This is a genomic window from Terriglobia bacterium (assembly GCA_020073185.1).
In the GTDB taxonomy this organism is placed as follows: domain Bacteria; phylum Acidobacteriota; class Terriglobia; order Terriglobales; family Acidobacteriaceae; genus JAIQGF01.
The window spans coordinates 42,584-67,013 of record JAIQFT010000019.1 but is presented as its reverse complement, the minus strand read 5'-3'; the positions used below and the strand labels follow the sequence as shown (position 1 = coordinate 67,013).

The window sequence follows — 24,430 nt, the reverse complement described above, 5'->3', positions numbered from 1 at the left end:
TCGCTTCGATAGACGCGGTAACCCGGCCACCCCAGAATCTTCGTCCACTCACTGTCGCTCATCCCGCCGAGCGTACCGCCAAACCGCTACTCTGGAATCCAGTAAATCCACGAGTTTTTCAGATTCCTGCGCAGAGCCCAAAATGTAATGATCGGACGGGGCACTCAACACTTGATACACATTGACGTAGGGCGTGTAACCGATCGCAGCAACGGTCGTAGTATCATGATGCATCTCGAAATGAATGAAGGCACTTGGGCCAAACGGGTAGTTGACGTTGCTTTCCCAATCGCTGAATGCCGCACTTACGGCGTTGAATTGGTCGCTCGAAAAACTTGCTGAAGAAACATGGACCTCAATTTTTTGAACGCAGGGCGGCCAACCAGCCAACCCCGTGTTTACAAACAAAGGATAGACACATGCCGTGGCCACAGTTGGGGCCACCAAGAGGAGGGATACGCATGAGACGATCAGGCGCATATTCATTAGCGCAAACCTCCGTTGATGGCGGTGCGGAGTTCCCCAAGAAACACATTGGGATCAGCTCCGTTGTATTTGAATGAAGCTAGACGTGCTTTGGGATTTGAAGTAAAGCCGACGCCGTCCAATGGAACGACCATCGATTTCTTCAATTCATATCCTGTCACGAGATAAAAATCTTGTGTTTGGGCGTTGTATTTTAGGAAGAGCGTATAGGTTCCGCCGACATGCGGAAAGCCTTGCTGATAGATCCGGAAGCGCCACATTCGGCCGGACGGGAAGCGCACCGCACCACCGATTCGTTCAACCTCAATGCTTTCACCAACGCGAAGGAGAACATCGCCAGCCGTCTTGAGAATGTCAGTGACATTCAAATCAAACTCCGAGTAAACCATAGCTCGGTCCTCTGAAAGGTGCGCCGCTGCCTTCGTGACAGTTGCGATCACAATCGCGTCACTCTGGGCTATGGGGAAGGCCGGGATAGCTTCATGTCGATCATTAATGATTCCTTCTTCAACGTCGTCAGAACGAGGCTCCCGAACTGGCTGTCCGCCGGGGAGGTTATGCCTCTTATCGCGTTTCGCACGTATTTCCCATGGAGCTTGGTCGGGCTGGGCTTTGCCGATGTCGACTATCGGGTCGGGACCACGGCTATCTTTATCTTTCTGGGATTGAGCAAGGCCTTGCCATGGACAAATGACGAGCTGACTGAGACAAAGAGCGGTGAACAGCAATTTCTCTATTACTTGTCGTTTCAAGTCATCCTCCTCACTTCGTTTCGGGAAATCACAGACTCGCGTTAAGGCCGCCGCGATTCTGTCCGAGGACGGCACGTATGGTCTATGATTTCTCGGTGAAAGTGGACCAAGTTCTTAAAGATAGAACCACAGCGTCGGTCAAGGTCTTTGTTCTGTAGAACTCGAAGCATCGTTCGCGGAGTGCCGAATCGCATCTCATCGTGGCCTCCTTTCCAGGCTAATACGATATTAATCGAGTATTCGCTTTGCTTGGTCCCGCTCGAATGCTAGAAGGGCGTGCACGGGGTGCTCGGGTGATCAGCGTTTTGTTACAAAAACACAACCCCGGTTTGGTCATCCTTCCAAGTCAATCACCTACAGATATGGTTTGTCACGCGACGGCGTGACTACGCTCATTCGCGCGATCCCCTTCTTCCTAGTGACGGCCGTAACACTTGATTTATGAGCACGTTGCGGGTGTTCTGAAAGTAGAACCAGAAGTGCCTCGCAAACGGTGCAGGATCGGCTTCTCACCGGGTGCGCGGGACGATTTCCGCTCCGAATTGAAACCATCCCGTTTTGTGACAAGTTGCCCACCCGGCTAGAAGTTGTCTCAGGAGGGAGGCCGAGCCGGCACGCATTTGAAGGCGCGGCCTTCACCGGCAGACGCAAGGTCCCCTTCGACTTTGCTCAGGGCAGGCTCTCGACTCGCGCGGCATCAGAGGTCACGCTCGGGATGACACCCGTTGAATTTGGCGAAGCAAGAGAAAGAGGGCAGCTTGGGCCGCACCTTTGGAAACAGGAAACTAGAAATGGGGACTAAGCACACGCGAGGGCGCGTGTGCCACATGCGTGTGCCACAAGCGCGTGCCATATGCGTGGGTGCCACAAGAAAGAGGGCAGCTTGCGCCGCCCTCTAATATTCTCAGGGGCTAAAGCCCGCTGACGTTCTGCCCTCGATGGCACGGCTGAAGCCGTGTCCTACCCAAAACAACTAGCCCTTCGCTTTCTTCAGCCGCGCTTCCAGCTTATCAACCTCCTCTTTCATGCCCTGCGGCAGGTGGCTGCCGAATTTCGCGAAGTGCTCCCGGATGAGCGGCACTTCCGCCAGCCAGCCGTCTACATCAACGCTGAGCAGCTTGGCCAGGTTGCTAGCCGGAATGTCGAGACCGCGCGTGTCGATGTCGTTCGGCGTGGGCATGCGGCCGATGGGCGTATCCACCGCTTTGCCGGTGCCGGCGCAGCGCTCGAATGCCCACTTCAGGATACGGCTGTTTTCGCCGTATCCCGGCCACAGGAACTTGCCGTTCTCGTCCTGGCGGAACCAGTTCACGTAGAAGATCTTCGGCAGCTTGGCCCCGGGCTTTTTGCCGATGTCCAGGTAGTGCCCGAAGTAATCGCCCATGTTGTAACCGCAGAAGGGAAGCATGGCCATGGGATCGCGGCGCAGCACGCCGACTTTGCCCGTCGTCGCCGCGGTGGTTTCGCTGCTGGCGGTTGCGCCCAGGAAGGTGCCGTGCTGCCAGTCGTAGGCTTCGACCACCACCGGCACGACGCCGGAGCGGCGTCCGCCGAACAGGATGGCGTCGATCGGCACGCCTTTCGGGTCTTCCCACTCCTTGGCGATTACCGGGCACTGCTTGGCCGGCGCGGTGAAGCGGGCATTGGGATGCGCCGCCTTGCGTCCGCAATCCGGCGTCCACGGACGGCGCAGCCAATCCGTCAGCTCGGCTGGCTTCTTGTCGGTCATGGCCTCCCACCACACGTCGAGGTCGGGGGTCATGGCGCAATTGGTGAAGATGGAGTTCTTGGTCACCGACAGCATGGCGTTGGCGTTGGACTGCATGCTGGTGCCGGGGGCCACGCCGAAGAAGCCAGCTTCGGGGTTGATGGCGTACAAACGGCCGTCGCCGCCAAACTTCATCCACGCGATGTCGTCGCCGATGGTCTCCACCGTCCATCCTGGGATGGTGGGGATCAGCATTGCCAAATTGGTCTTGCCGCACGCCGAAGGGAAGGCGCCGGTGATGTACTTTACCTGGCCCTCGGGATTGGTGAGCTTGAGGATGAGCATGTGCTCGGCCATCCAGCCCTCGTCGCGCGCCTGTACCGAGGCGATGCGCAGCGCGTGGCACTTCTTGCCGAGCAGGGCGTTGCCGCCGTAGCCGGAGCCGTAAGACCAGATTTCTCGAGTGTCGGGGAAGTGGCAGATGTACTTGTGCTCGCCGTTGCACGGCCATGGGGAATCCTGATCGTTGGGGCCGAGCGGCGCGCCCACCGAGTGCAGGCCCTTGACGAACTCGCCGTCGGTGCCCAGCACGTCCAGGACCTTGGTGCCGACGCGCGCCATGATGTGCATGTTGGCGACCACGTAGGGAGAATCGGTGATTTCGACGCCGACTTTGGCGATCGGCGATCCGATGGGGCCCATGCTGTAGGGAATCACGTACATGGTGCGGCCGGCCATCGAGCCTTTGTACAGTTGGGTGAGCCGCTCTCTCATTTTCGCCGGATCTTCCCAGTTGTTGGTGGGGCCGGCCTCATCCTTGGTCTTGGCGCAGATGAAGGTGCGGTCCTCCACGCGCGCGACGTCGGCCGGATTGGAGCGCACAAAAATGCTGTTCGGCCGCTTCTGGGGGTTCATGGCAATGGCGGTGCCGCCGGTGATCATCAGCCGCAGCATCGCCTGGTATTCCTCGGGCGAGCCGTCGCAGACGTGCACCTTGTCGGGCTTGCACAGTTGCGCGACTTGCTCGATCCAGGCCGCCAGCTTGCGGTTCCTCATCTCGCCGCCGCTAGTTTCGACGGCTTCCATAGTAGGACTGGACATAATGGCGTCTCCCTTCAACCTCCAAATCATGTATTGTGCACTACCGCGGGACGATTATGTACAAGAATTGTGCCGCCCACGCCGCAGCCCTTCCGGGGCCGCCGCGGTCCGCGCAAAACAACAATTCTGGACAATCCCGCCGAACCCCGATGTGCCCACGGTCACCCCAATCTGTGATGCCGTCGCGGTTGCGCCGGAAGTTCGTTTCAGCGACTCACCGCGGCGCGTTCCTCCGCGAGTACCGCGTCGATGTGGCGCAGGGTTTCCTCGACGGTGAGAGTGTGCATCTCGCGGCCGCCGCTCTCACCCGCCTCAATCGCCCACTTGAGGTAGTGCCCTGCAGCCTCGACCGCCAGCGGGTCAGCAATGACCTTGCCGGTTCGCTTGTGGTATTCCACCCAGGCGGGATGCGGCAGGGCGATCCATACCGGCTGGCCGTCCACCAGGAACTTGATATCCACGGCGTCGGCGTGGCGCGTGGCAATGGCCACGATCAGCGCCTGGTACATGCAGTGCAGTTGTTTTCCCGTCCAGCGGTCGGTACAACGAAAGTCGGCGTACATAAGAGCCCCAAACTATAAATGACGCGGGCGGCGTCGGGAAAGCCGATTGGGCAATTTGGTAAGTTGTTAATTTGAGTGGTGAGTGGGATGGCGACGCGGACAAAATCCCAGAAGCGGATGGATGACGTGAGCGTACTCGGGTCGGACACATTGGCTGGCATTCCCTGGCTTCTGCACGGCTTCAGCACGCGTCAGGGCGGGGTATCGGAGGCGTATGGCGGGCGCGCGCTGAACCTGGGGATCACTCCCGAGGACACGCGCCAGGCGGTCAGCCAGAACCGCCGTTTGTTCTTTGCCCGACTCGGCGCTGTCACTCCGGCGGGCGATCCGTGGCCTTCGGTCGCCATGCGCCAGGTGCACTCCAGCATGGTTCACCGTATTATCGACTTGCCGCAGCGACCCCTCGTCGGCGACGGGCTGGTCACCAACCGAGCCGGGGTCATACTCTCGGTGCGCGCGGCTGACTGCCTGCCGGTGCTGCTCGCCGACCCAGCGCGGCGCGCGGTAGGCGCATTTCATGCGGGCTGGCGCGGCACGCTGGCGCGCATTGTCGAAAAAGGCGTGGGTGAGTTTCGGCGCCATTTCGGCAGCCATCCCGCCGATGTCAAAGCGGCCATCGGACCCGGCATTCATCGCTGCTGCTACGAAGTCGGCGATGAGTTCCGGCACAAGTTTCGCGCCCAGTTTTCTTACGCCGACGCCTTATTCGAAGAAGTATTTTCTTCCGACCCGGTGCACCGTAAGTATCCGCTGATGTTCATGAACCAGCGCGCGCCCGGGCATGGCGAGCCAGCGCAGAAGGTGCACCTCGATCTGGTCGAGGCCAACCGGCGTCAACTGCTTGATGCCGGCATACGCACGGAAAACATCTGGATATCGGATTTGTGCACGTCCTGCCGCACGGACCTGCTGTTCTCGCACCGCAAAGAAAAGGGAGTCACGGGGAGGATGATGGGCGCAGTAGGAATCCGGCGACAGAGCTAGGCGAGATTTCTGTCCTGTCTTCCGAACCGAAGAATCTCGGCGTGCTTTGTGAGCGAACCCATCGCAAGCGCGACGCCGAATTCATCCCCGCTGTCGTGTTCATCAGCGGCATTGTCCTTCGCATCTGGGAAGAATTCTCTTACATACTCTGCGTACGACGTAAATTTCCGCACCGGCTTATTGAGGATCGCGATTTCCGCTGTCATCCCTTGAAAACCTCGGGAGATCGTCTGATGGGAAGCACGCCACAGTGATGCTCCAAGTGGCCCCTGTCAATGTTTCCCTTAGCTCGGGCCGGGTGGCGTCCCAGCCGGTGCAGGCGCGTTCGCGTTGCCGGTGTTGACCAGGTCCTTCAGTTCCTTGCTGGGCTTGAAGAAGGGAATTTTCTTGGCCGGGACGTCGACGCGGTCGCCGGTCTTGGGATTGCGCCCGACGCGCGGCTTGCGCTGCCGGGTGCGGAAACTGCCGAACCCGCGGATTTCGATCTTGTCGCCGGTACGGAGCGAGCGCACGATGCTGTCAAAGATGGTCTCGACAATGATCTCGCTGTCTTTGCGCGTCAGCTCCGCCAGTCGCGACACCTCATCAATCAGGTCGGCTTTGGTCATGATGATCTTTCTCCCTATGGGTTAGGAACGCATAACATCTCAGATTTCTTGGGGTTTCCGCAAGGGCCGCCCTGCCGCATGGTCCGTGCGCCCTGCAATCTACCGGAACAGGCACGCCTACTTCCAGAGAAAATAGAAGCCGGGATTCCTTTGCATCAGTTTGCTGCGATCCGGCAGCCACTGGGAGGCGTCGCCGAAAATCAGGTCCAGCAGGCTGTGCCGTTCCTTGGCCGGCCGTACCAGCGATGGCTCGCCCTTGATCCCCACCGCCTTGGCCGTGTCCTTCACTGCGGCTTCAAAGTCACCAATCTGGTCCACCAGCTTCAGGGTCAGCGCCTGCTGGCCGGTCCAGACGCGGCCGTCGGCCAGCGCGCTTACGTCCTCCGCCTTCAACCCGCGGCCGCTGGCGATCGCGGCCACGAATTGGTCCTTCATGTTGTTGACCATGCCTTGCAGGTACGCCCGTTCGACGGGAGTGAGCTCGCGCGCCGGGTCGCCGGTGTCCTTGAATTCGCCCGACTTAATGACCTCTTCCTTGAGCTTGGCCCAGCGCACCAGGTCGCCGTAGTTGTACCAGTCCATGATGGCGCCGATGGAGCCGACCACGCTGGCGTCGTTGGCGAAAATCTTGTTCGTGCCCGAGGCCACGTAATACCCGCCGCTGGCGCCGACCACGGCGATGTCGGCGACGATACGCTTCTTCTTGTCGTCGCGGATGCGCCGCACCTCGCGATAAATCTCCTCCGAGGCGGCCGCGCTTCCGCCCGGTGTGTTCAGGTGGATAATGATCGCCTTAATGGAGGTGTCGTCGGCGAATTTCTTCAGGTCGCGCACGGTCGACTGCGCGTCCAGGATGACGCCGTCGATGTCCACCACTGCGATCTGCTCGCCGCTGCCGGTGACCACGTACTGCGTGCCCTGCTCCGCGCGCAGGGCCACGTACACCAGGGTGTACACCGCCAGCACGAAAATGAAGAAAGCACCACCCCCGATCAGTACCCACAAAAATCCCCGCGAGCGGCCTCCGTTCGCCATACAAGGCGTTAGTCTAACATTTTGGGACGCGGCGAGACCCGGGTACGAGGCGCCACCGTCGGCGCTTTGGAGCGGGGCACAACAACTTCCTTTTCCTCCTTCGGTTTCTTGCAGACGCGGATGCGGCATTCCTCGACGCCGTAATAACCGGATTCCTTGCCGCGGGTGGCGTTGGCCAACCCGGCGGCATTGAGGGCGTCAATCTCCGAATGGAACATCGAGTGGAGATTTACCTTAGGCGGCCCGGTTCGAGGAAAATGCTTTAAGTGAAAGTGACTCACCCAATCACCTCCGACACACTGTCGCCACTATAGGCCGGAGTCGCTGCCACGCTGCCGTTCGTTGGCGTTAATCGTGGCGCTGATATCCCGAAAAGAACCGTGGCCCGATTTGGAACCCAGCCGTCGCTGCCGTTCTCACGGCACGATGACGCGCAGCGCGCCCCGCCGCACCCGCACCTCCGCCGGCGTGCGCCCGATCCACTCGCCGTCGCCGAAGATGTCCAGCGGGCGCTCGCTCTCGATTCTCAGCCCCGAACACTGTGCGTACACGACTTCCGGCAGCGACAAGTGTCCTCCGGAAAACACCGCCGGAAACAGGCGCAGCAGCCGCAGCTTGGACAGGCGGCGGACAAAGCAGACATCGAGTTTGCCGTCGTCCATGCTCGCGCACGGGGCAATCCGCATTCCATGGCCGTAGGAGGGCGCATTGGCGAAGGCGACCAGCATCGCTGGTTCTTGGATCCGTCTCGGGCCGTCGGAATCGAACAGCTCGACGCTGACTTCCGGCGCCCTGAACCCCGCCAGCGCCGGTGCCAGCGATACCACGTATCCGCCATGCCCGCGCAGCCACGCCGGTAAGGCATTGGCGCGGCGGTTGACCTCCGAGTCCAGCCCCGCCCCGGCCACGCAGCAGTAGAGAGAGCTCCGAGTTGTGAAGGGTGAATTGAGAGTGGTTGGCGGACGGCTCTGAGTGCCGGCCGCACAGGAGATTTCTGCAACGTCAATGGCGCGCACGTTGCCGGCGCCGGTGCAGAATCGGCGCCACGCCGTGAGCGCGTCGCGAACCGTGCCGAGCCCCAGCGCGCGCGCGAAATCGTTACCGCTGCCGGCAGGCACGCACAGGATTGGCGCCTGGGACGCCACCGCCGCCGGCAACTGCCGGTGCACGCTGCCATCGCCGCCGAAAATCAATGCCGCATCGAAAGCGCTGTCCGCCGGCAGGCCAGCTACGGCGGCAATCTCTACGTTGGGAAAAAGAAATTCGCGCAGCGCACGCCCCGTCGCCTTGGTTCCGAGAATGACGGCAGCGCGCATGTGTGCCGCAGCTTAACGCAGATGGACGCTGAGCAGGAATTAACCCCGGGGGACACGGAGTTATTGGATGGTGATCTTCTTCAGCAGCCGCCCCACGCGCACGGTCAATTCAGCCGGCACTTTGATTTTCAAAATCGGCTCCGACCTGACCTGATTGTCAATGCGCACCGCGTTCTGCTTGATCTTGCGCAGACCGTCGCTCACCGAACTTGCGAGCCCGGTACGCGCCAGTAGCTTGTCGAGCTTCACGCTGACGAACTCACCAGGTTCTCGCGGACGAATGGAACCCAACCCGCCCTGCGAAGAGCTGCGACTCGCACCTCCGTCTTCAGCAATGGTCTCCAAGCCCGAAGGTGCCACGTCGGATAAGCGAACCGTCACCCGCTCCACATCTTCCGGCACTTCATCCTTCTGGAATTGCTTCGCCCAATCCTGTTCCGCCTGCTGCGCCGCCTGCGGCGAATGGAAATCGGTGACAATCTCGCGCGCCAGGTCTTTCTTTAACTGCATCGGGTGGGCGCGCCCGGCCACCGTGTCCGACTTCATGCGCTCGATCTCGGGCGAACTCACGTCGGTCAGCAATTCGTAATAGCGCCACATCAACGCGTCGGAGATGGACATCACTTTGCCATACATTTCCAGCGGCGCTTCGGTGATGCCGATGTAATTGCCGTAGGACTTCGACATCTTCTGCACACCGTCCAGGCCTTCGAGCAGCGGCGTAGTCAGCACCACCTGCGACGGCTGCCCGTGCGCGCGCTGCAATTCCCGCCCGACCAGCAGGTTAAATTTCTGGTCGGTGCCACCCAGTTCGACGTCGGCCTCCAGCGCTACCGAGTCGTACCCCTGCGCCAGCGGATAGAGCAGCTCGTGCAGCGCGATCGGTTTTTCTTCCTGAAAGCGCTTGTGGAAGTCCTCGCGCTCCAGCATCTGCGACACTGTGTACTTCGCCGCCAGACGGATCCATCCCTCCGAGCCCAGCTTGTCCAGCCACTCGCTGTTGTAGCGAATCTCGATTTTGCTGGGATCGAGAATTTTGTGCGCTTGAGCGAGATAAGTGGTGGCGTTCTGGTTGATCTGCTCTCGCGAGAGCGGCGGCCGCGTGACCGACCTGCCAGTAGGATCGCCGATCATGCCGGTAAAATCGCCGATCAGGAAGATTACCGTGTGCCCCATGTCCTGAAAGTGTTTGAGCTTGCGCAGCACCACGGTGTGGCCAAGATGAAGGTCGGGCGCGGTCGGGTCCAGCCCGATCTTGACTCGCAGCGGCTTGCCGGAGTCGTAGGATTTCTTGAGCTTCTCGCGCAGTTCGTCTTCGCGGATGATCTCCGCCGCGCCTTTCTTGATGTAGGCGAGCTGCTCGTCAACCGGGCGGAACGAAGGCATAAGCGAACAGATTACCGCAAAGGACACAAGGCAACGCAAAGGAAAGAAAAACCTAACCACGGATTAGCGCGGATTTTCACGGATTCTTTTCTTGTTCTTCTCCGGTCCGTGTTCATCGGTGTAAATCCGTGCTTAGCTTCTTCCGGTAGATCCAAAGCCGCCGCCTTTTCGCTTCGACTCCGCCAATTCCTCCACCACTCGGACCTCGCCGGTCAGCACCGGGTAGGGAATCAGGTTGGCGATCTTGTCGCCGACATGGACGGTCGCCGGCCAGTCAGCAAGGTTTTCCATCAACACGCGGATCTCGCCGCGATATCCGGCGTCGATCACGCCGCCGGTCAACACGACGCGCTTAGCCGCCATCGATGACTTGTCGCGCAACAGCGCGCCCATGGGCCGGCCGTGGTCGTCGGTGATCTCGATGGCGATCCCGGTGGACACGACAGCATGGCTGCGCCCGCCAATCGTGATCTCGACCGCCGCGTAGACGTCGTAACCGAGGTCTTCACTGGGATGGGCAACCGTGGGCGCCTTCGCCGTGGGCAGCAGCAGCTGTACCCTGAGCATGGGGAGAGTGTAAGCCACACGCAGAGTAAATCGCCAAATGCGGGCCAGCTAACGGCCATGAGCTAAGAGCTAAGAGCTTGGGATTGCCGCTGCCATGGCCTTCTTCTGCACCACGCGCCTTCCCGCGATCTGGTAATTTCCGGCGAGCACGATGTTGATCGCTTCGGTGTAGGCGATGTGCTCCTGCTCCAGGATGCGCGCCGCCAGCAAGTGATCGTCATCGCGGTCGAGCACCGGCACCGCCCGTTGCACCACGATCGCCCCGTGATCCAGGTGCTCATCCACAAAATGCACCGTGCACCCGGAGACCTTCACGCCGTACTCGATCGCCTGCTTCTGCGCCTCCAGGCCGGGGAACGACGGCAGCAGCGACGGATGAATGTTGAGAATGCGGTTGGGAAATGCGCGAATGAACAGCGGCGACAGCAGCCGCATGTATCCCGCCATGCAGATGAGATCAACCTGCTTTTCGTTCAGCGCCGCGACCACGTCGGCGTCGTGCTCCTCGCGCTGACGTCCCTTGCTGGGGATGACGCGCGCGTCCAGCCCGAGCTTGCGCGCGTGCTCGATGCCCGGCGCCTCGGGACGATTGGAAATCACGATGGCAATCTCCGCGTTGATGCGGCCTTGTTTTACCGATTCCGCAATGGCGGCGAAATTCGTTCCGCGTCCGGAAAGTAAGATTCCCAGCTTTTTCATGCGAGGTATTTTGTAGGGGATTGACGGAAAAATCTACCACCGAGTCACCGAGAACACCCAGGATCACAGAGTCTCTTAACTCAATAACGGAAGAATACCCATGTTTCTCGGTGTTACTCGCTGCCCCTGTCTCTCGGTGGTGAAAAGGAACTCAGGAGTACAGCACTTTGCGCTCGCCCTTCACGATCCGGCCGATGGTGTATCCCTTCTCGCCGGCGCGCTCCAGCACCGTCTGCACCTTCTTGAATTTTTTAGGTGGGACCACCAGGATCATGCCGATTCCCATGTTGAAGGTGCGCATCATCTCGTCCTGCGGGATACCGCCGAGTTGTTGCAGGTGCTGGAAGATCGGCTGTTCCGGCCACGTGCCCATCTCAATCACCGCCGCCGTGCCCTTGGGCAGCGCGCGCGGCAGGTTCAGGGTCATGCCGCCGCCGGTGATGTGCGCCATGGCCGAGACCGCCTCTCCGTCCAGCAGCTTTTTCAGCAGAGGCCAGTAGCTCTTGTGCACGCGCATCAGCTCGTTCCCGACCTTGTTCTTCAGTTCGTTGACGTAGGTCTCCGGCGAGTAGTGCGCGGTCTCGAACAGCAGCTTGCGAGCCAGGGCATAGCCGTTGGTATGCAGCCCGTTTGACGGCAATCCGACCAGTACGTCTCCGACCTGCACGTTTTTTCCGGTGATCACCCTCTCCCGCTCCACGACTCCGACGATGAATCCCGCCAAGTCATACTCGCCGTGCTCGTAGAATCCGGGCATCTCCGCCGTCTCGCCGCCGATTAGGGCGCAGCCGTTGTGCTTGCAAGCATCGGCGATCCCGGCTACCACCCGTTCGGCCATCTCCGGGTCCAGTTTGCCGGTGGCGTAGTAGTCCATGAAGAATAGGGGTGCGGCGCCCTGTACGGCGATGTCGTTAACACAATGGTTCACCAGGTCGCCGCCGATGGTGTGGTGCAGGTTCATCTCGAAGGCGACTTTCAACTTCGTTCCCACTCCGTCCACGCTTGCCACCAGCACCGGGTCCTTGTACTTCTCCTTGTCCAGGGCAAACATTCCTCCAAAGCCGCCGATCTCGCTCAGCACGCATTTGGTGAAGGTTTTGTGGGCAAGATACCGGATGCGCTGCTTGGCGCGGGCGGCGCGTTCCAGGTCAACCCCGGCATCGGCGTAGGTGACCGTCGTGCGGTTGGGATCGTTCTCGGGCAAGGGCGTGACGTCCGTTACGAGGGAATCAGAGCCGGGCAGAACGCTTCATTCTACCATTGCGCACGCACCAACCCGCGCGCGGCTGGCCCACGAAATTGGCGTCCCTGCAGGGCGCACACGCACCCAGGCCGTACCAGCCGTGCCTCTCAGCCTATTTCAGGAGATACCCGGAGAAGTGATAGGCCACCATTCCCAGCAGGCCCAGCGCTGCCGCTGCGTATCCCGTATAGATCCAGAAATTCCGATTGCTCTCCACCTTCGGTGCCGCCGGCGTCGGCGGGTTGTTGGGAGAAGTTGCCTGCTGCATTTGGCCTCCAGCCGCATACCTGTTTCCCCGGTCGCACCGGGAAACCTCACGATGAGGCCATATGAAAAGCGATCAACCGGCACCCGCGGCTCTCGACACCGGGGCACCCCACATGAATAGCGCGATTCTACTCCTGTTTCCGAGCTTCTGCCGCCAAAAACATGTTCCGGCGAGGTTTTGCCGGTACTTACCCCTTACTGCAAAGGCCGCCACGGACGCGAAGGCGGCCACGGAACGATGTTCGCGGCTACGACGGTCAACAAAAAGCCCTGCGGCGCCCAAGCGCGATATTTTTCCCCGCCGGGCCGCTTTCCTTTTTGAGCGCGCCTTTAAGCGCGCCACCGCGTGGCCGCTACCGGCAGGTCTCCCGTCACACGGGAATGTGATTATCCCGGCTCCCTCTCCGTGCCGGAAACGGTTACACTCGGTAGTTCGCCCGCAGGAGCCGATCAGCCATGGACCAGGTCGCGCAGCCCGCCATCAGGCTCTCCACCACCGACAAAGCGCACGACGTCCTTCGCACCGAGAGTCAACCTCTGGATGCGCTCTTCCATCCCAAGACCGTCGCTATCATCGGTGCCACCGAGCGCCCCGGCTCCATCGGGCGCCGCGTCCTCTGGGCCCTGCTCAGCAGTCCCTTCGGCGGCGTCGTATTTCCGGTCAGCAAGGACCGCCCCAGTGTCCTCGGCATCAAGGCATATCCGTATGTCGCAGCCGTTCCGGAATCCGTGGACATGGCGGTCATCGCCACGCCCGCCATCACCGTCCCCGGCATCATCGGTGAATGTGTACAGGCAGGCGTGAAAACCGCCGTCGTCATCTCCGCCGGCTTCAAGGAGCACGGCGAGGCTGGCCTGGAACTGGAACGCCAGATCGCCGACCGCATCCAGGGCACTGGCCTGCGCGTGGTTGGCCCCAACTGCCTCGGGGTCATGAACCCGCTCATCGGCCTGAACGCCACCTTCTCGCAACAGATCGCGCGGCCCGGCAACGTCGCCTTCCTAAGCCAGAGCGGCGCCCTCTGCACCGCCATTCTCGACTGGAGCTTCAGCGAGATGGTCGGCTTCAGCGCCTTCGTCTCCGTAGGCTCCATGATCGACGTCGGCTGGGGCGACCTCATTGATTACCTCGGCAACGACAGCCGTACCCAGTCCATCCTCATCTACATGGAATCCATCGGTGACGCGCGCAAGTTCCTCTCCGCGGCGCGCGAAGTTTCACTCAACAAGCCGATCATCGTGATCAAGGCCGGCCGCACCGAAGCCGCCGCCAAGGCCGCCGCTTCGCATACCGGCGCCATGGTCGGCAGCGACGAAGTGTTCGATGCTGTCTTCCGGCGCAGCGGCGTGCTCCGCGTCAATGCCATCTCCGACATCTTTTACATGTCGGAAGTGTTGGCCAAGCAGCCGCGCCCACGCGGGCCGCGCCTGGCGATCCTGACCAACGCCGGCGGCCCGGGCGTGCTTGCCGCCGACGGCGTCGCCTACCAAGGAGGGGAACTCGCGGAGCTGTCCGCGGAAACCCACGCCGAGCTCAACAAAATCCTGCCGCCGCACTGGAGCCACGGCAACCCGGTTGATATTCTCGGCGACGCCGGTCCCGACCGCTACGGCCAGGCGCTTGAGATCGTACTCAAAGATCCCAACGCCGACGGCGTCCTTGTCCTGACCGCGCCGCAAGGCCTGGCCGAGCCGACCAAAATTGCCGAACTGCTTAAGCCCTATGCCAACACGACCGGAAAGCCGATCCTTGCTTGTTTCATGGGGGGCGCGGAGATCGTCGCGGCCAACGAAATCCTCAACCGCGGTGGCATTCCGACCTTCCAGTTTCCCGATACCGCCACGCGCGCCTTCACCTTCATGTGGCGCTACAGTTACAACCTGCGCGGGCTCTATGAAACTCCGGTGCTGCGCAGCCAGACCGAGCGCGAGCCAGATCGCAACACCGTCGCTCAACTGATCCAGAAAGCGCGTCAGGAAACACGCTCCTTGCTTTCCGAAGCCGAATCCAAACAGCTCTTAGCCGCCTACTTCATTCCCACCGTCGAAACTCGAGTCGCCACCAGCGCCGACGAAGCCGTGACCCATGCCGAGGCGATCGCTTACCCAGTCGTGCTGAAGTTGCACTCGTACACCATCACGCACAAGACCGACGTCGGCGGTGTGCAGCTCAATCTCAAGGATGCGGCCGCCGTCCGCGCCGCCTTCCACAAGATCGAGGACAATGTCCGCGCCAGTGCCGGCGGCGAGCATTTTCTCGGCGTGACCGTGCAGCCCATGATTGCGCGCGACGGGTACGAGCTCATCCTCGGCAGCAGTATCGACCCGCAGTTCGGCCCGGTGCTGCTGTTCGGGCGGGGCGGCCTGTTGGTCGAAATCGAGCGCGACCGCGCCCTCGCCCTCCCTCCGCTCAACACCACGCTGGCCCGCCGCATGATGGAGCAGACCCGGATTTTCAAAGCCCTGCAGGGCGTGCGCGGCCTACCCGGCGCCGACCTCCCGGGCCTGGAAACGCTGCTGGTGAATTTCAGCCGGCTGGTGGTGGAGCAGCCCTGGATCAAGGAAATTGACATCAATCCGCTGCTTGCCGGCGGCGATCGGCTGATAGCGCTCGACGCGCGCGTTGTCCTGCATCCTGCCGACATGCGCGAAGAGCAGCTTCCGCGCCCGGTAATCCGTCCCTATCCGCAGCAATACGTCGGCGAATGCACCATGAAGGACGGCGTCAAGGTCACCATCCGGCCCATTCGCCCCGAAGACGAGCCGCTGATGATCGACTTCCACAGCCGTCTCTCCGACCGCAGCGTATACCTGCGCTACTTCCAGCCGCTCAAGCTGACGCAGCGCACCGCGCATGAGCGCCTGACCCGAATCTGCTTCATTGACTATGACCGCGAAATGGCGCTGGTCACCGAACTCAAGCATCCCGACGGTCACGGCGAAATCCTGGCGGTGGGACGCCTCAGCAAGTTGCACGGCCGCAACGAGGCGGAAATCGCCGTCCTGGTTCGCGACGAATTCCAGCACAAGGGCCTGGGCACCGAACTGGTCAGCCGCCTCATGCAAATCGCCAAGGACGAAAAGCTCCAGTACGTCGTTTCCACCATGCTCGGCGTCAACCGCGAGATGCGTGCCATCTGTAAGCGCCTTAACTTCCAGCTCAGCCTGGACATGGAAGAGAACCTCGTCAACGCTCGCGCCACGCTGAGGTGAGATGCCACGGGGACAGCACCGATATTATTACTAATCGGTAAACCTTAGTCGGGTTATATACCCCCCTCCCCCTGCCCTGTAACGGAATCAGAAGCTTACGCACGGTATACCGTGGAAATTCGACGGTTACCGTGGATGCTTTGTGTATAATCAATAGCTTACGTCCGAGTTTTCTGGAATACCAAACATATTGCGTTGTCAAGGAGCGATGGCCACATATACCACAACCTGTAGTGGTTTAGAAGCAAAGCAAAGGGCCGCAAGGTGGTCGCCCTCCCTTGCGGCCCCGGATATGTAGCTGAACTATCCAGCTAACATACATTGTAAGTAATTAGTTAATGGGTGTCAAGGGTATTCGGCGCGGCTGCCACCACGGCTTACGCCGTGGGCTACATGTTCTTTCGCGCGCCGCGCTCCATCTCACACGCTATCTGGCGTGCAACGGGCCCTCTCCTGCCGATCTTGCATCCCGTAGTAGCTTCGCCTTTTCCTTCGGAATGAAACGGTCTACGGCTTTCTGTCCCTCGGGATCGTCAAAGTACACCAGCGACTCCGCGATCAGGCTTGACGCCTCGGCTGGGGCCTCTTTGCACCTCGAAATAATCAGCGGTATTGAACTCGTATCCTGCATCTCGGCGAGTCCGAACGCGGCTGCAAAAGCGATGTGAAAGTTCGGCGACAGGAGGGCGCGCCTTAATAAGGGCAGTGCCCTCGAATCGCCAGTCATTCCGACGATCCCAACAATACCAGGCAAACGGTAAACGGCATCCTCGGCTGCTTCGCCGGGAGAGCGCCCATGTTTTCGTGCCCATTCGACAAATTCTGGCGAAGGAGGTCGGATGAGTTTGCCTTGTGCGTCATGACCTTCGGGCGAAGGTGCATCACTGTCCAGTATAGGCTTCATCAACCCAGCCAGGTAATCCCAATACTCATCCTTCTTATCTCCGAGTAGAAGTAAAACTTGGGCAATCTTTGCTCTCTCAAGTGGCTCGGATACGAGCGTGAACTGCTTTTCCAGGTCGGGAATGGCTACAACCGCCCGCGCTTCGCCGATGACTTCAACATGGTAGCCGTTGAATTTCCCCGACTTCACCTTCGCGATCGCATCGGCTACTTCCGCCGGACTCTCGTTTGCAGCCTGCGGTTGCGCCGATTGACAGCGGGCGATGCCCGTCGGCAGCCCGCAACATAGAAGAAAGTGAAAGACTGCACGTACCGCCGACTTACCGAAGACTTTGCTTGCCATGCCCTGCTCCCAGCTTGGAGAAACTCGTTTGCCACGAAGGCAACATACAAGACGAGCACTGCAGCCAAGCCTATCACCACTTCCATCATGAAGCCCGTTCGTGGCATGGTTTCTCCTCCTTCGGCGCGAGTGAACGGCGAGGTGGCGCATTTTTCGGTTCAGGACAGAGGAATTATTTCTGGAAGTGAAACTGAGACCAGCGGCTCGGGAAAACGGCCCGGATCAAGGATTCTTTCGCCCGCTGAAGCGGGCTCGACCCAAATGTTCTGCCACCCACGGCTTACGCCGTGGGCTACACATTCTGTCGCCCGCTTCGCAGGCTGGTGTTCCCACTGACCACTGACCTCTGGACACTGGCCACTGTCCACGATTTGCGATACAACTGCTTTATACCCATGAAGCTATTTGCCGTTTTTCTCCTTCTCGCTTCCGCCGCTGTCTCCCAAAGCGTTCCCCCAGTGCCGGACGCCGCGAAGAAGGATGTCTATGCGCAGGAGCCTTACGTCGTCGAATTGCAGCGCACCGTCTATCGCTTCGAAAACGACGGCACTGGTCGCAAGGAAACCTCCGCGCGTATCCGCGTGCAGAGCGAGTCTGGGGTCGAACTTCTCGGCCAGCTCGTCTTCGGCTACAACTCCGCCAACGAGAGCATGCAGATCCCCTACGTGCGCGTCCTCAAGTCCGACGGCACGGTCGTCACCGCGTCTGCCAGCGCGGTCCAGGACCTCACGGCTCCGGTCGCGCGCGAAGCGCCGGTTTACACCGATTACCATCAGAAGCATGTCACCGTTCCCGGCCTCCGTCCCGGCGAAGTGCTCGAATACCAGGTTGTCACCGCCATCACCACGGCGCTGGCGCCCGGCGAATTCTGGATGGAGCACCACTTCTTCGACGCCGGCATCATTCTCGACGACCAGCTCGAGGTCAACATTCCGCGCGACCGTGCCGTCAAGCTGAAGACCCTCCCCGGTCACGAACCCACCATCACGGAGGAAGGCGGACGCCGCATCTACCGCTGGGTTTCCTCGCATAAACAACGCGAGGACGACGACACGGACAAGAAGAAGAAACGCAAAGCGCAGCCCGAACCCCCCGATGTGCAAATGACTACCTTTGCCTCCTGGGAGAGCCTTGGCCGCTGGTATGCCGGCCTGGAACGCGACCGCCGCCAGCCCTCCGCCGCCGTGCGCGCCCGCGCCGAGGAACTGGTTAAGGGCCACAACACCGACATGGAGAAGTTGCAGGCCATCTACGATTACGTCGCCAAGGATTTCCGTTACGTCAGCCTGTCTTTCGGGCTGGGCCGCTATCAGCCGCACTCCGCTGATGAAGTCCTCTCCAACCAGTACGGCGACTGCAAGGACAAGCACACCCTGCTCGAAGGTCTGCTGGAAGCCATCGGCATTCACGCTTCCTCCGCGCTGATGAATTCCAAGCGCAAGATCGATCCCGACCTGCCTTCGCCCTCGCAGTTCGATCACGTCATCAGCGTGGTACCGATCGGCAAGGAAATGGTCTGGCTGGATACCACCACGGAAATCGCGCCCTTCCGCCTGATCACTTACAACTTGCGCAAAAAGAAGGCGCTCGTGATTCCTCCTACCGGCGCAGCGCAATTGGTGGAAACGCCCGCCGAGGCGACCGTCGCCAACGTCCAGGTGATCGAAACCGAAGGCAAGGTCAGCGATCTGGGCAAGCTCACCGCCCACGTGCGCCTGGCGTTCAGCGGGGACAGCGAGCTCCCGCTGCGCCTCGGTTTTCGCCAGGTGCCAAATGCGCGCTGGAAGGATTTGGCGCAGGTGGTGGCTCAACTCGAAGGCCTCCGCGGCGATGTCAGCAACTTGAAAGCTGACGATCCCTCTGACAACCGCGGCCCCCTCCATCTCGAATTCGATATCGCGCAGTCCAATTTCCTTGACTGGTCCAAGCGCCAGTCGCAGCTCGACCTGCCGCTCGCCCGGCTGCGCCTGCCCGATCTCTCCGACGCCGACGAAAATTCCGCCGAGCCCATCGAGATCGGCGCTCCCGGCAGCATCACCGTGCGTCTGAAGATCGAGCTGCCTTCCACTTTCACCGCGCGCGCTCCACTGCCCTTCCAGATGAAGCGCGACTACGCTGAGTACCGCGCCGCTTACGACCTCAAGGGCAACACCTTCACGACCGAGCGCGCCATGATCCTGCGCGCCCGCGAAATTCCCGCTGCCCGCCTGCGCGATTACGCCGCCTTCCGCCGCGCCATTGTCGCCGACGAAGCCCAGCAGCTTGCCCTCGACAACACTCAGCAGGGCTCGCCCAAGCCGCCCGAGAATGTCAAGGCGCAGGAGCTGTACGAAGCCGGGCTCAGCGCCCTGCAGGCGCAGAATTATCGCGGCGCCGCCGATTTGTTGCAGCGCGTCGTCGAGCTCGAACCCCGGCACAAATCGGCGTGGAACGATCTTGGCAACGCCTACCTCGCGCAGCGCCGCACCGACGAAGCCATCAAGGCCTACAACCAGCAGATCGAGATCAACCCCTTCGACGAGTTTGCCTTCAACAATCTTGGCCGCGCCTGGTGGGACAAGCGCGACTACGCCAAGGCCGCCGAATCATTTCAGAAGCAGATCGACGTCTACCCGCTCGACAAGTTTGCCCACCGTAACCTCGGCGCCATGTACCTGGAGGAGCACAAAAACCGCGAGGCGCTCCCCGAACTGGAAAAAGCCGCGTCCCTCAACCCACAGGACGCGCAGGCATTCGTCAGCCTCGGGCAGGCGCAACTCGAACTCGGCGACGACGCCAAGGCGCTCGCCGCCTTCGACCGCGCCGTCAAGATCGCACCCGCTCCCGGCATCTGGAACAACATCGCCTACCAGCTCAGCCTGAGGAACACGCACCTCGATCTCGCCCAGCAATACGCCGAATCCGCCGTCGCCTCCACCGCCGCCGCGCTGCGCAATCTCACCGCCGACACCATGCAGCTCGAGCAGCAGGCGCTCGTCATCGGGCTGGCGGCGCAGTGGGACACTCTCGGGTGGGTGTATTTCCAGCGCGGCAATCTCGACAAGGCCGAACAATTCATCGCCGCCGCCTGGCTCTTGGGACAACACGGCGAGGTCGGCGATCACCTGGCGCAGATTTTCGAAAAGCGCGGCGAAAAGGAGAAGACTATTGCCATGTATGCCCAGGCCCTCGCCGCCTATAAGCCACTGCCGGAAACCCGTCAGCGCCTCGCCGCCCTGCTCGCCCCTTCCGGCGATAAGCAAGCTGGCGCGTCCAGCGACGACAAGACTCTGGATAAGCCGGTCGCGAAACCGGTGGCCGGGAAAGTCGCCGGCAAAAGCGCTATCCAGAATCCGATGATTGATGGGAAGATCGACGCGCTGGTAGAGAAGGCCCGCCACGAGCTGGAAGCGCTGCGCACCGTCGGCCTTGGACCACTGGTGAAAGAATCCGCGCAGGCCGATTTTTATCTCATCGTTGGTCCCGGCCCGAAAGTCGAAGACGCGCGTTTCATCAGCGGCAGCGACAAGCTCAAGCCCTTCACCGACGCTCTCCGCGCCGCCAAAGTTAAGTTCAGCTTCCCCGACAGTACCCCCACGCGCCTGCTCCGCCGCGGCACGCTCTCCTGCGCCCCCGCCGCCGACTGCAAGTTCGTTCTTCTCCCCGCCGACGACCTCTCCGGCGCGCAATAGCGGTGGAAGCTCCGGGCCTTAGCCCGGCGAAATCGCGCACCTAGGATGATTCGGCATTAGCCGCTGAGGGCAAATCCTTTGAAGTCCGGGCGCCTTTGCGGTTGTCCCACCGTTAATGTGCGTCTTTCAAACTTGCCATGCAGTTGCCGTAGAGCCGCTCAATCGTCACAGCCACCCGTTTCATGCCTTTCTTCCACATGACGGGCCCACCGCAGCGCTGACCGCCTTTGGCTCCGTTGAGTGTTGCAGTAATGAAGTAGGCACGCTCCTCGAACACCTCCAGGCTGGCAAGTCCGATCGCATTGCTGTTGCCGGTGAGCGACAACACTGAAGTGGTCAGCTCCTGATCGTGTGCAAACACCCGCGCGTTCGCTACCGCATTGCCGCTGGCGTCCTTCACTTCTACCTCAATAGAGGTGAGCGTCAGCTTCGGCGGCAACCGGAAATCAATGTCATGTGCTCCTGTTGCGAAACCGATCGAAACCGGACTTGCATTCACGGGATCCTCTACGCCCGGATATAACAGTCGTGGGAAAGGATGTTCCTTCGTGGCGCCAAATTGATTGGCTATGACGATGTAATTGCCCGGCAGAAGCGTATCGAATTCGTATTCACCGTTGGCAGCAGTCGTCGCGATCCTATTCGTGGTCAGGTACTTCCGGTCGCGAATCTGATACGGGTCTTCAAGGAAGTTCAGGGCAACCGGCATTCCCTTTACTCCTTGGCCCTCCGCATCCAGCACTCGGCCCCGGATCGTTCCGTTCGGCGCCGCATAGAATGAAACTTGAGCACACCCTTGTTCATGCAGGTTGATTTTGCGCGGGCTCCCGGAGGAAACGAATCCGTCCGGCAGTATCGCGGCCACACTGTATTCGCCTGCGGCAAGACCCGTGACAGAGTACGCGCCCCCTGCATCTGTCGTTGTCCTTGTTACTTGACCACTCGTGTCGGTCACGGTGATTCCGACCCCCGGCATGGGTTGCCGTTTATAGGCCTGATCTTTCACGATCTGAGTTGTTACTGTTCCCAAGGCAGTTGCGCTCTTCGCAAGTGACGGCAACGAATCCAGCCACGCGATATCGTCCGCCGCCTTTTCCGCCTCGGCGGTTCGCGAACAAATGCCGGTGCGGATGTCACCGTCACGTTGCGACGCATAAACCAGATATGAGTGCCCGAGTTCAAATTTGTAGCCGCAGTCACCACCGCCCAGGCCCGTGTGCACGGTTGCCTCCGCGCCCACGTTTCCTCGATAGCTTCGAACCACCCGGAAATGAACCTCCTTCTGTGGCACTTGGTAACTCTTTGCCATCACGTCCATAGGCACAGTAGTCGTCTCGATCGCGGTCACCTCGCCGATAAACACAACATCGGTATGCCAAAATGCCTGGCATGCCGGACCGGGCGTCGTGCAGGAACATGCCCACGCCATCGCCACGTCCAGGAGGACCAGCGCCGCTGTCAACACCAGCCTTTTCACGGTGGCAGCATAGCACTGGACGCAGTTCCTACCTTCGGAACGGTTAATGGAAATCGGTGCACGTTCCCTTTCTTGCCCCGCCTTGCTGACCCTCGAACTGGAATGAAGTCCGCTCGCTCCCGCCGAATCGTTCTCCCAAGTTATCGTTGCAGAGCGAATCATTTTGTTTTCGAGATTTTGCTTATAAGTCCATGCTGTTCAATATTTTGCAGACCAACTCTGCGCAAAATAGTGATTCTAAGAGATCAGGTAGGGGGAGGGGGGTATCTCCTGGTCCGACCACTTACGTACCAAGACATCGAAAAGCGATAACCAACGAGCGAAAACCGACAACCCGCGAAGAGACTAAAATCTCCCCATGAGCACCACACTGACGCCAGTCAAGAGCTTCGGATTCCTCCTCGACGGACGCTGGATCTCCGAAGGCGAACTGCACCAGATTCGCGCCCCCTACGATCAGGAGATCGTCGGTGCCGTCGTGTACGGCACGCGGCGCCACGCCGAGGCCGCCATCGCGGCGGCCGTGAAGGCCTTCGAGACCACGCGCCGCTTGCCCGCCTACGAACGCCAGCGCGTGCTGCGCTCCGTTGCCGAAGCGCTGGCCGCGCGCAAGGACGAGTTTGCCACCGTGCTGGCGCGCGAGGCCGGCAAGCCGCTCAAGCAGGCTCGCGCCGAAGTCGAGCGCGGCATCGCGACCTTCTTCATCGCCGCCGAAGAGAGTACCCGCATCAACGGTGAGGTTCTGCCGCTGGACACCGCGCCCGCCGCCACTGGACGCTGGGGAATTGTGAAGCGCTTTCCTCTGGGCCCGATCTCGGCGATCACGCCCTTCAACTTCCCGCTGAACCTGGTGGCGCACAAGGTTGCGCCCGCCATCGCCTGCGGCTGCACCGTCGTTCTGAAGCCGCCGCCGCAGGACCCGCTCAGTGCGCTCATGCTCGCCGAGCTCGTGCAGCAGGCCGGCTGGCCCGACGGCGCGCTCAACGTACTCAACCTCAGCAACGAGGACGCTGCGCCGCTGGTCACCGACGAGCGCATCAGACTGCTGAGCTTCACCGGCAGTTCCGCCGTTGGCTGGGAGCTGAAGAAGAAAGCCGGCAAGAAGCGCGTCGTGCTGGAGTTGGGCGGCAATGCCGGTTGCATCGTGCACGGCGATGCCGACCTGAAGCAGGCTGCTGAGCGTTGCGTCACCGGCGGATTCGGTTATGCCGGACAGACGTGCATCTCGGTGCAGCGAATTTTTGTCGAGCGCAAAGTCATGCAGGAGTTTACCGACCACCTGGTCGCGGGCGCGAAAGATCTGAAAATCGGCGATCCGCTGGACGCTGGCACCGATGTTGGCCCGATGATCCGCGAAGCCGACGCCGTCCGTGCCGCCGAATGGATCCAGGAAGCGGTCGCCGGCGGCGCCAAGCTGCTGTGCGGCGGCCAGCGTCAAGGTTCGTTCGTGCAACCGGCGGTGCTCACCGCCAGCAAGCCGGGTATGCGCGTCAATTGTCTGGAGGTCTTCGCCCCGGTCGTGACTGTCGAACCCTACGATGATTTCAATGAAGCATTGCGCCGCGTCAACGATTCGCCCTGGGGATTGCAGGCCGGAGTGTTCACCCGCGACGCGCGCCTGATCTTCCGCGCCTTTGAAGAACTGCAGGTCGGCGGCGTCATCGCCGGTGACATCCCCACCTGGCGCATGGACCAGATGCCCTACGGCGGTGTGAAGGATTCCGGTCTTGGCCGCGAAGGGCTGAAGTACGCGATCGAGGAGATGACGGAGAGGAAACTGCTGGTGATGAACATCCAGTAGTTCGGAGTCGGGCATTAGCGAAAATCAAGAGCGCGAACACACCCCCCACCGGACCGCGCTCTATCTTCCGCAACTATCCGCCAGAGATGCGAGTCTGAATGAAATTTTCTTGGTGCGTCAGAGCGGCCTGGATCATCTGCGTCAATACAACCGTGGGATGCGAACTGCGCGTCGGCTGTTAACTGGCGTCGGAAAGTGCCCGGTATTTTTCCTTGGCCAACGGTTGCTGATCAGGGGTAAGAAGTTTCGGCTCTCCTAACGGTGCAAAACGGCGCCGGCGAAAGCACGCGGATGGCGGCATCGGGGG

General features: G+C 60.8%; 20 protein-coding genes. 4 read left to right on the top strand and 16 right to left on the bottom strand.

Annotation, left to right across the window (positions count from 1 at the left end):
* Positions 1 to 48 precede the first annotated feature (48 nt).
* The 4 genes from LAN64_09225 to LAN64_09210 all read right to left on the bottom strand — a co-directional run bounded on the left by LAN64_09225 (position 49) and on the right by LAN64_09210 (position 4,610).
* Complete coding sequence (locus tag LAN64_09225) at positions 49 to 480, bottom strand: hypothetical protein (protein MBZ5568018.1); 432 nt, start codon at positions 478 to 480, stop codon at positions 49 to 51.
* 5 nt (positions 481 to 485) lie between these two features.
* Positions 486 to 1,238 carry a hypothetical protein gene (locus tag LAN64_09220; protein MBZ5568017.1) on the bottom strand — a complete coding sequence of 251 codons (753 nt, stop codon included), beginning with the start codon at positions 1,236 to 1,238 and terminating at the stop codon, positions 486 to 488.
* A 973-nt stretch (positions 1,239 to 2,211) separates the two neighbouring features.
* Complete coding sequence (locus LAN64_09215; GenBank protein ID MBZ5568016.1) at positions 2,212 to 4,002, bottom strand: phosphoenolpyruvate carboxykinase (GTP); 1,791 nt, start codon at positions 4,000 to 4,002, stop codon at positions 2,212 to 2,214.
* Between the two features lie 251 nt (positions 4,003 to 4,253).
* Positions 4,254 to 4,610, bottom strand: coding sequence for a hypothetical protein (locus LAN64_09210; protein MBZ5568015.1), 357 nt, complete (start codon positions 4,608 to 4,610; stop codon positions 4,254 to 4,256).
* Positions 4,611 to 4,727: 117 nt separating this feature from the next.
* On the opposite strand from LAN64_09210, the gene pgeF reads away from it, so the two are divergent.
* Positions 4,728 to 5,594 (top strand): peptidoglycan editing factor PgeF, encoded by an 867-nt coding sequence (gene pgeF, locus LAN64_09205; GenBank protein MBZ5568014.1) that lies wholly within the window; start codon positions 4,728 to 4,730, stop codon positions 5,592 to 5,594.
* Here the strand turns inward: pgeF and LAN64_09200 are convergent.
* The 10 genes from LAN64_09200 to LAN64_09155 form a co-directional block, all read right to left on the bottom strand.
* Complete coding sequence (locus tag LAN64_09200) at positions 5,591 to 5,800, bottom strand: hypothetical protein (GenBank protein MBZ5568013.1); 210 nt, start codon at positions 5,798 to 5,800, stop codon at positions 5,591 to 5,593. The two genes, pgeF and LAN64_09200, sit on opposite strands and share 4 nt — an antisense overlap.
* A 78-nt stretch (positions 5,801 to 5,878) precedes the next feature.
* Positions 5,879 to 6,202: an integration host factor subunit beta gene (locus LAN64_09195; GenBank protein ID MBZ5568012.1), complete on the bottom strand. Its 324-nt coding sequence runs from the start codon at positions 6,200 to 6,202 to the stop codon at positions 5,879 to 5,881.
* 117 nt (positions 6,203 to 6,319) lie between these two features.
* Positions 6,320 to 7,237 carry a signal peptide peptidase SppA gene (gene sppA / locus LAN64_09190; GenBank protein MBZ5568011.1) on the bottom strand — a complete coding sequence of 306 codons (918 nt, stop codon included), beginning with the start codon at positions 7,235 to 7,237 and terminating at the stop codon, positions 6,320 to 6,322.
* Positions 7,238 to 7,245: 8 nt separating this feature from the next.
* Complete coding sequence (locus LAN64_09185; protein MBZ5568010.1) at positions 7,246 to 7,455, bottom strand: hypothetical protein; 210 nt, start codon at positions 7,453 to 7,455, stop codon at positions 7,246 to 7,248.
* 198 nt (positions 7,456 to 7,653) lie between these two features.
* Positions 7,654 to 8,553, bottom strand: coding sequence for a hypothetical protein (locus tag LAN64_09180; GenBank protein MBZ5568009.1), 900 nt, complete (start codon positions 8,551 to 8,553; stop codon positions 7,654 to 7,656).
* 60 nt (positions 8,554 to 8,613) lie between these two features.
* On the bottom strand, positions 8,614 to 9,939 hold the full coding sequence (gene tyrS / locus LAN64_09175) for a tyrosine--tRNA ligase (GenBank protein ID MBZ5568008.1): 1,326 nt from the start codon (positions 9,937 to 9,939) through the stop codon (positions 8,614 to 8,616).
* Between the two features lie 132 nt (positions 9,940 to 10,071).
* Positions 10,072 to 10,506: a dUTP diphosphatase gene (gene dut / locus LAN64_09170; protein ID MBZ5568007.1), complete on the bottom strand. Its 435-nt coding sequence runs from the start codon at positions 10,504 to 10,506 to the stop codon at positions 10,072 to 10,074.
* Positions 10,507 to 10,575: 69 nt separating this feature from the next.
* Positions 10,576 to 11,205: a phosphoribosylglycinamide formyltransferase gene (gene purN, locus LAN64_09165; protein MBZ5568006.1), complete on the bottom strand. Its 630-nt coding sequence runs from the start codon at positions 11,203 to 11,205 to the stop codon at positions 10,576 to 10,578.
* 151 nt (positions 11,206 to 11,356) lie between these two features.
* Positions 11,357 to 12,409 (bottom strand): phosphoribosylformylglycinamidine cyclo-ligase, encoded by a 1,053-nt coding sequence (gene purM / locus LAN64_09160; protein ID MBZ5568005.1) that lies wholly within the window; start codon positions 12,407 to 12,409, stop codon positions 11,357 to 11,359.
* A 151-nt stretch (positions 12,410 to 12,560) separates the two neighbouring features.
* Entirely contained in the window at positions 12,561 to 12,716 is a 156-nt protein-coding gene (locus tag LAN64_09155; protein MBZ5568004.1) for a hypothetical protein, read from the bottom strand.
* Positions 12,717 to 13,171: 455 nt separating this feature from the next.
* Here LAN64_09155 and LAN64_09150 point away from each other — a divergent pair, with 455 nt between their 5' ends.
* Complete coding sequence (locus LAN64_09150) at positions 13,172 to 15,928, top strand: bifunctional acetate--CoA ligase family protein/GNAT family N-acetyltransferase (GenBank protein MBZ5568003.1); 2,757 nt, start codon at positions 13,172 to 13,174, stop codon at positions 15,926 to 15,928.
* Between the two features lie 427 nt (positions 15,929 to 16,355).
* Here LAN64_09150 and LAN64_09145 read toward each other — a convergent pair whose 3' ends face one another.
* A complete protein-coding gene (locus tag LAN64_09145) occupies positions 16,356 to 17,174 on the bottom strand; it encodes a hypothetical protein (protein ID MBZ5568002.1) in 819 nt (272 codons plus the stop codon).
* Positions 17,175 to 17,569: 395 nt separating this feature from the next.
* Here LAN64_09145 and LAN64_09140 point away from each other — a divergent pair, with 395 nt between their 5' ends.
* A complete protein-coding gene (locus LAN64_09140) occupies positions 17,570 to 20,845 on the top strand; it encodes a DUF3857 domain-containing protein (protein ID MBZ5568001.1) in 3,276 nt (1,091 codons plus the stop codon).
* A 112-nt stretch (positions 20,846 to 20,957) separates the two neighbouring features.
* Here LAN64_09140 and LAN64_09135 read toward each other — a convergent pair whose 3' ends face one another.
* A complete protein-coding gene (locus LAN64_09135) occupies positions 20,958 to 22,322 on the bottom strand; it encodes a carboxypeptidase regulatory-like domain-containing protein (GenBank protein ID MBZ5568000.1) in 1,365 nt (454 codons plus the stop codon).
* Between the two features lie 358 nt (positions 22,323 to 22,680).
* Between LAN64_09135 and LAN64_09130 the strand changes: the two genes are divergently transcribed.
* Positions 22,681 to 24,123, top strand: a complete 1,443-nt coding sequence (locus tag LAN64_09130) for an aldehyde dehydrogenase family protein (GenBank protein MBZ5567999.1) — start codon at positions 22,681 to 22,683, stop codon at positions 24,121 to 24,123.
* The last annotated feature ends 307 nt before the right edge of the window (positions 24,124 to 24,430 follow it).

Bases quoted from the DNA above. Each gene is read 5' to 3' on its own strand.
- LAN64_09145 (MBZ5568002.1), bottom strand. From the start codon at position 17,174: ATGGCAAGCAAAGTCTTCGGTAAGTCGGCGGTACGTGCAGTCTTTCAC.
- LAN64_09140 (MBZ5568001.1), top strand. From the start codon at position 17,570: ATGAAGCTATTTGCCGTTTTTCTCCTTCTCGCTTCCGCCGCTGTCTCC.
- LAN64_09225 (MBZ5568018.1), bottom strand. From the start codon at position 480: ATGCGCCTGATCGTCTCATGCGTATCCCTCCTCTTGGTGGCCCCAACT.
- tyrS (MBZ5568008.1), bottom strand. From the start codon at position 9,939: ATGCCTTCGTTCCGCCCGGTTGACGAGCAGCTCGCCTACATCAAGAAA.
- LAN64_09130 (MBZ5567999.1), top strand. From the start codon at position 22,681: ATGAGCACCACACTGACGCCAGTCAAGAGCTTCGGATTCCTCCTCGAC.
- LAN64_09210 (MBZ5568015.1), bottom strand. From the start codon at position 4,610: ATGTACGCCGACTTTCGTTGTACCGACCGCTGGACGGGAAAACAACTG.
- purN (MBZ5568006.1), bottom strand. From the start codon at position 11,205: ATGAAAAAGCTGGGAATCTTACTTTCCGGACGCGGAACGAATTTCGCC.
- dut (MBZ5568007.1), bottom strand. From the start codon at position 10,506: ATGCTCAGGGTACAGCTGCTGCTGCCCACGGCGAAGGCGCCCACGGTT.
- LAN64_09180 (MBZ5568009.1), bottom strand. From the start codon at position 8,553: ATGCGCGCTGCCGTCATTCTCGGAACCAAGGCGACGGGGCGTGCGCTG.
- LAN64_09195 (MBZ5568012.1), bottom strand. From the start codon at position 6,202: ATGACCAAAGCCGACCTGATTGATGAGGTGTCGCGACTGGCGGAGCTG.
- LAN64_09150 (MBZ5568003.1), top strand. From the start codon at position 13,172: ATGGACCAGGTCGCGCAGCCCGCCATCAGGCTCTCCACCACCGACAAA.
- sppA (MBZ5568011.1), bottom strand. From the start codon at position 7,237: ATGGCGAACGGAGGCCGCTCGCGGGGATTTTTGTGGGTACTGATCGGG.
- LAN64_09155 (MBZ5568004.1), bottom strand. From the start codon at position 12,716: ATGCAGCAGGCAACTTCTCCCAACAACCCGCCGACGCCGGCGGCACCG.
- LAN64_09185 (MBZ5568010.1), bottom strand. From the start codon at position 7,455: ATGTTCCATTCGGAGATTGACGCCCTCAATGCCGCCGGGTTGGCCAAC.
- LAN64_09200 (MBZ5568013.1), bottom strand. From the start codon at position 5,800: ATGACAGCGGAAATCGCGATCCTCAATAAGCCGGTGCGGAAATTTACG.
- LAN64_09215 (MBZ5568016.1), bottom strand. From the start codon at position 4,002: ATGAGGAACCGCAAGCTGGCGGCCTGGATCGAGCAAGTCGCGCAACTG.
- pgeF (MBZ5568014.1), top strand. From the start codon at position 4,728: ATGGATGACGTGAGCGTACTCGGGTCGGACACATTGGCTGGCATTCCC.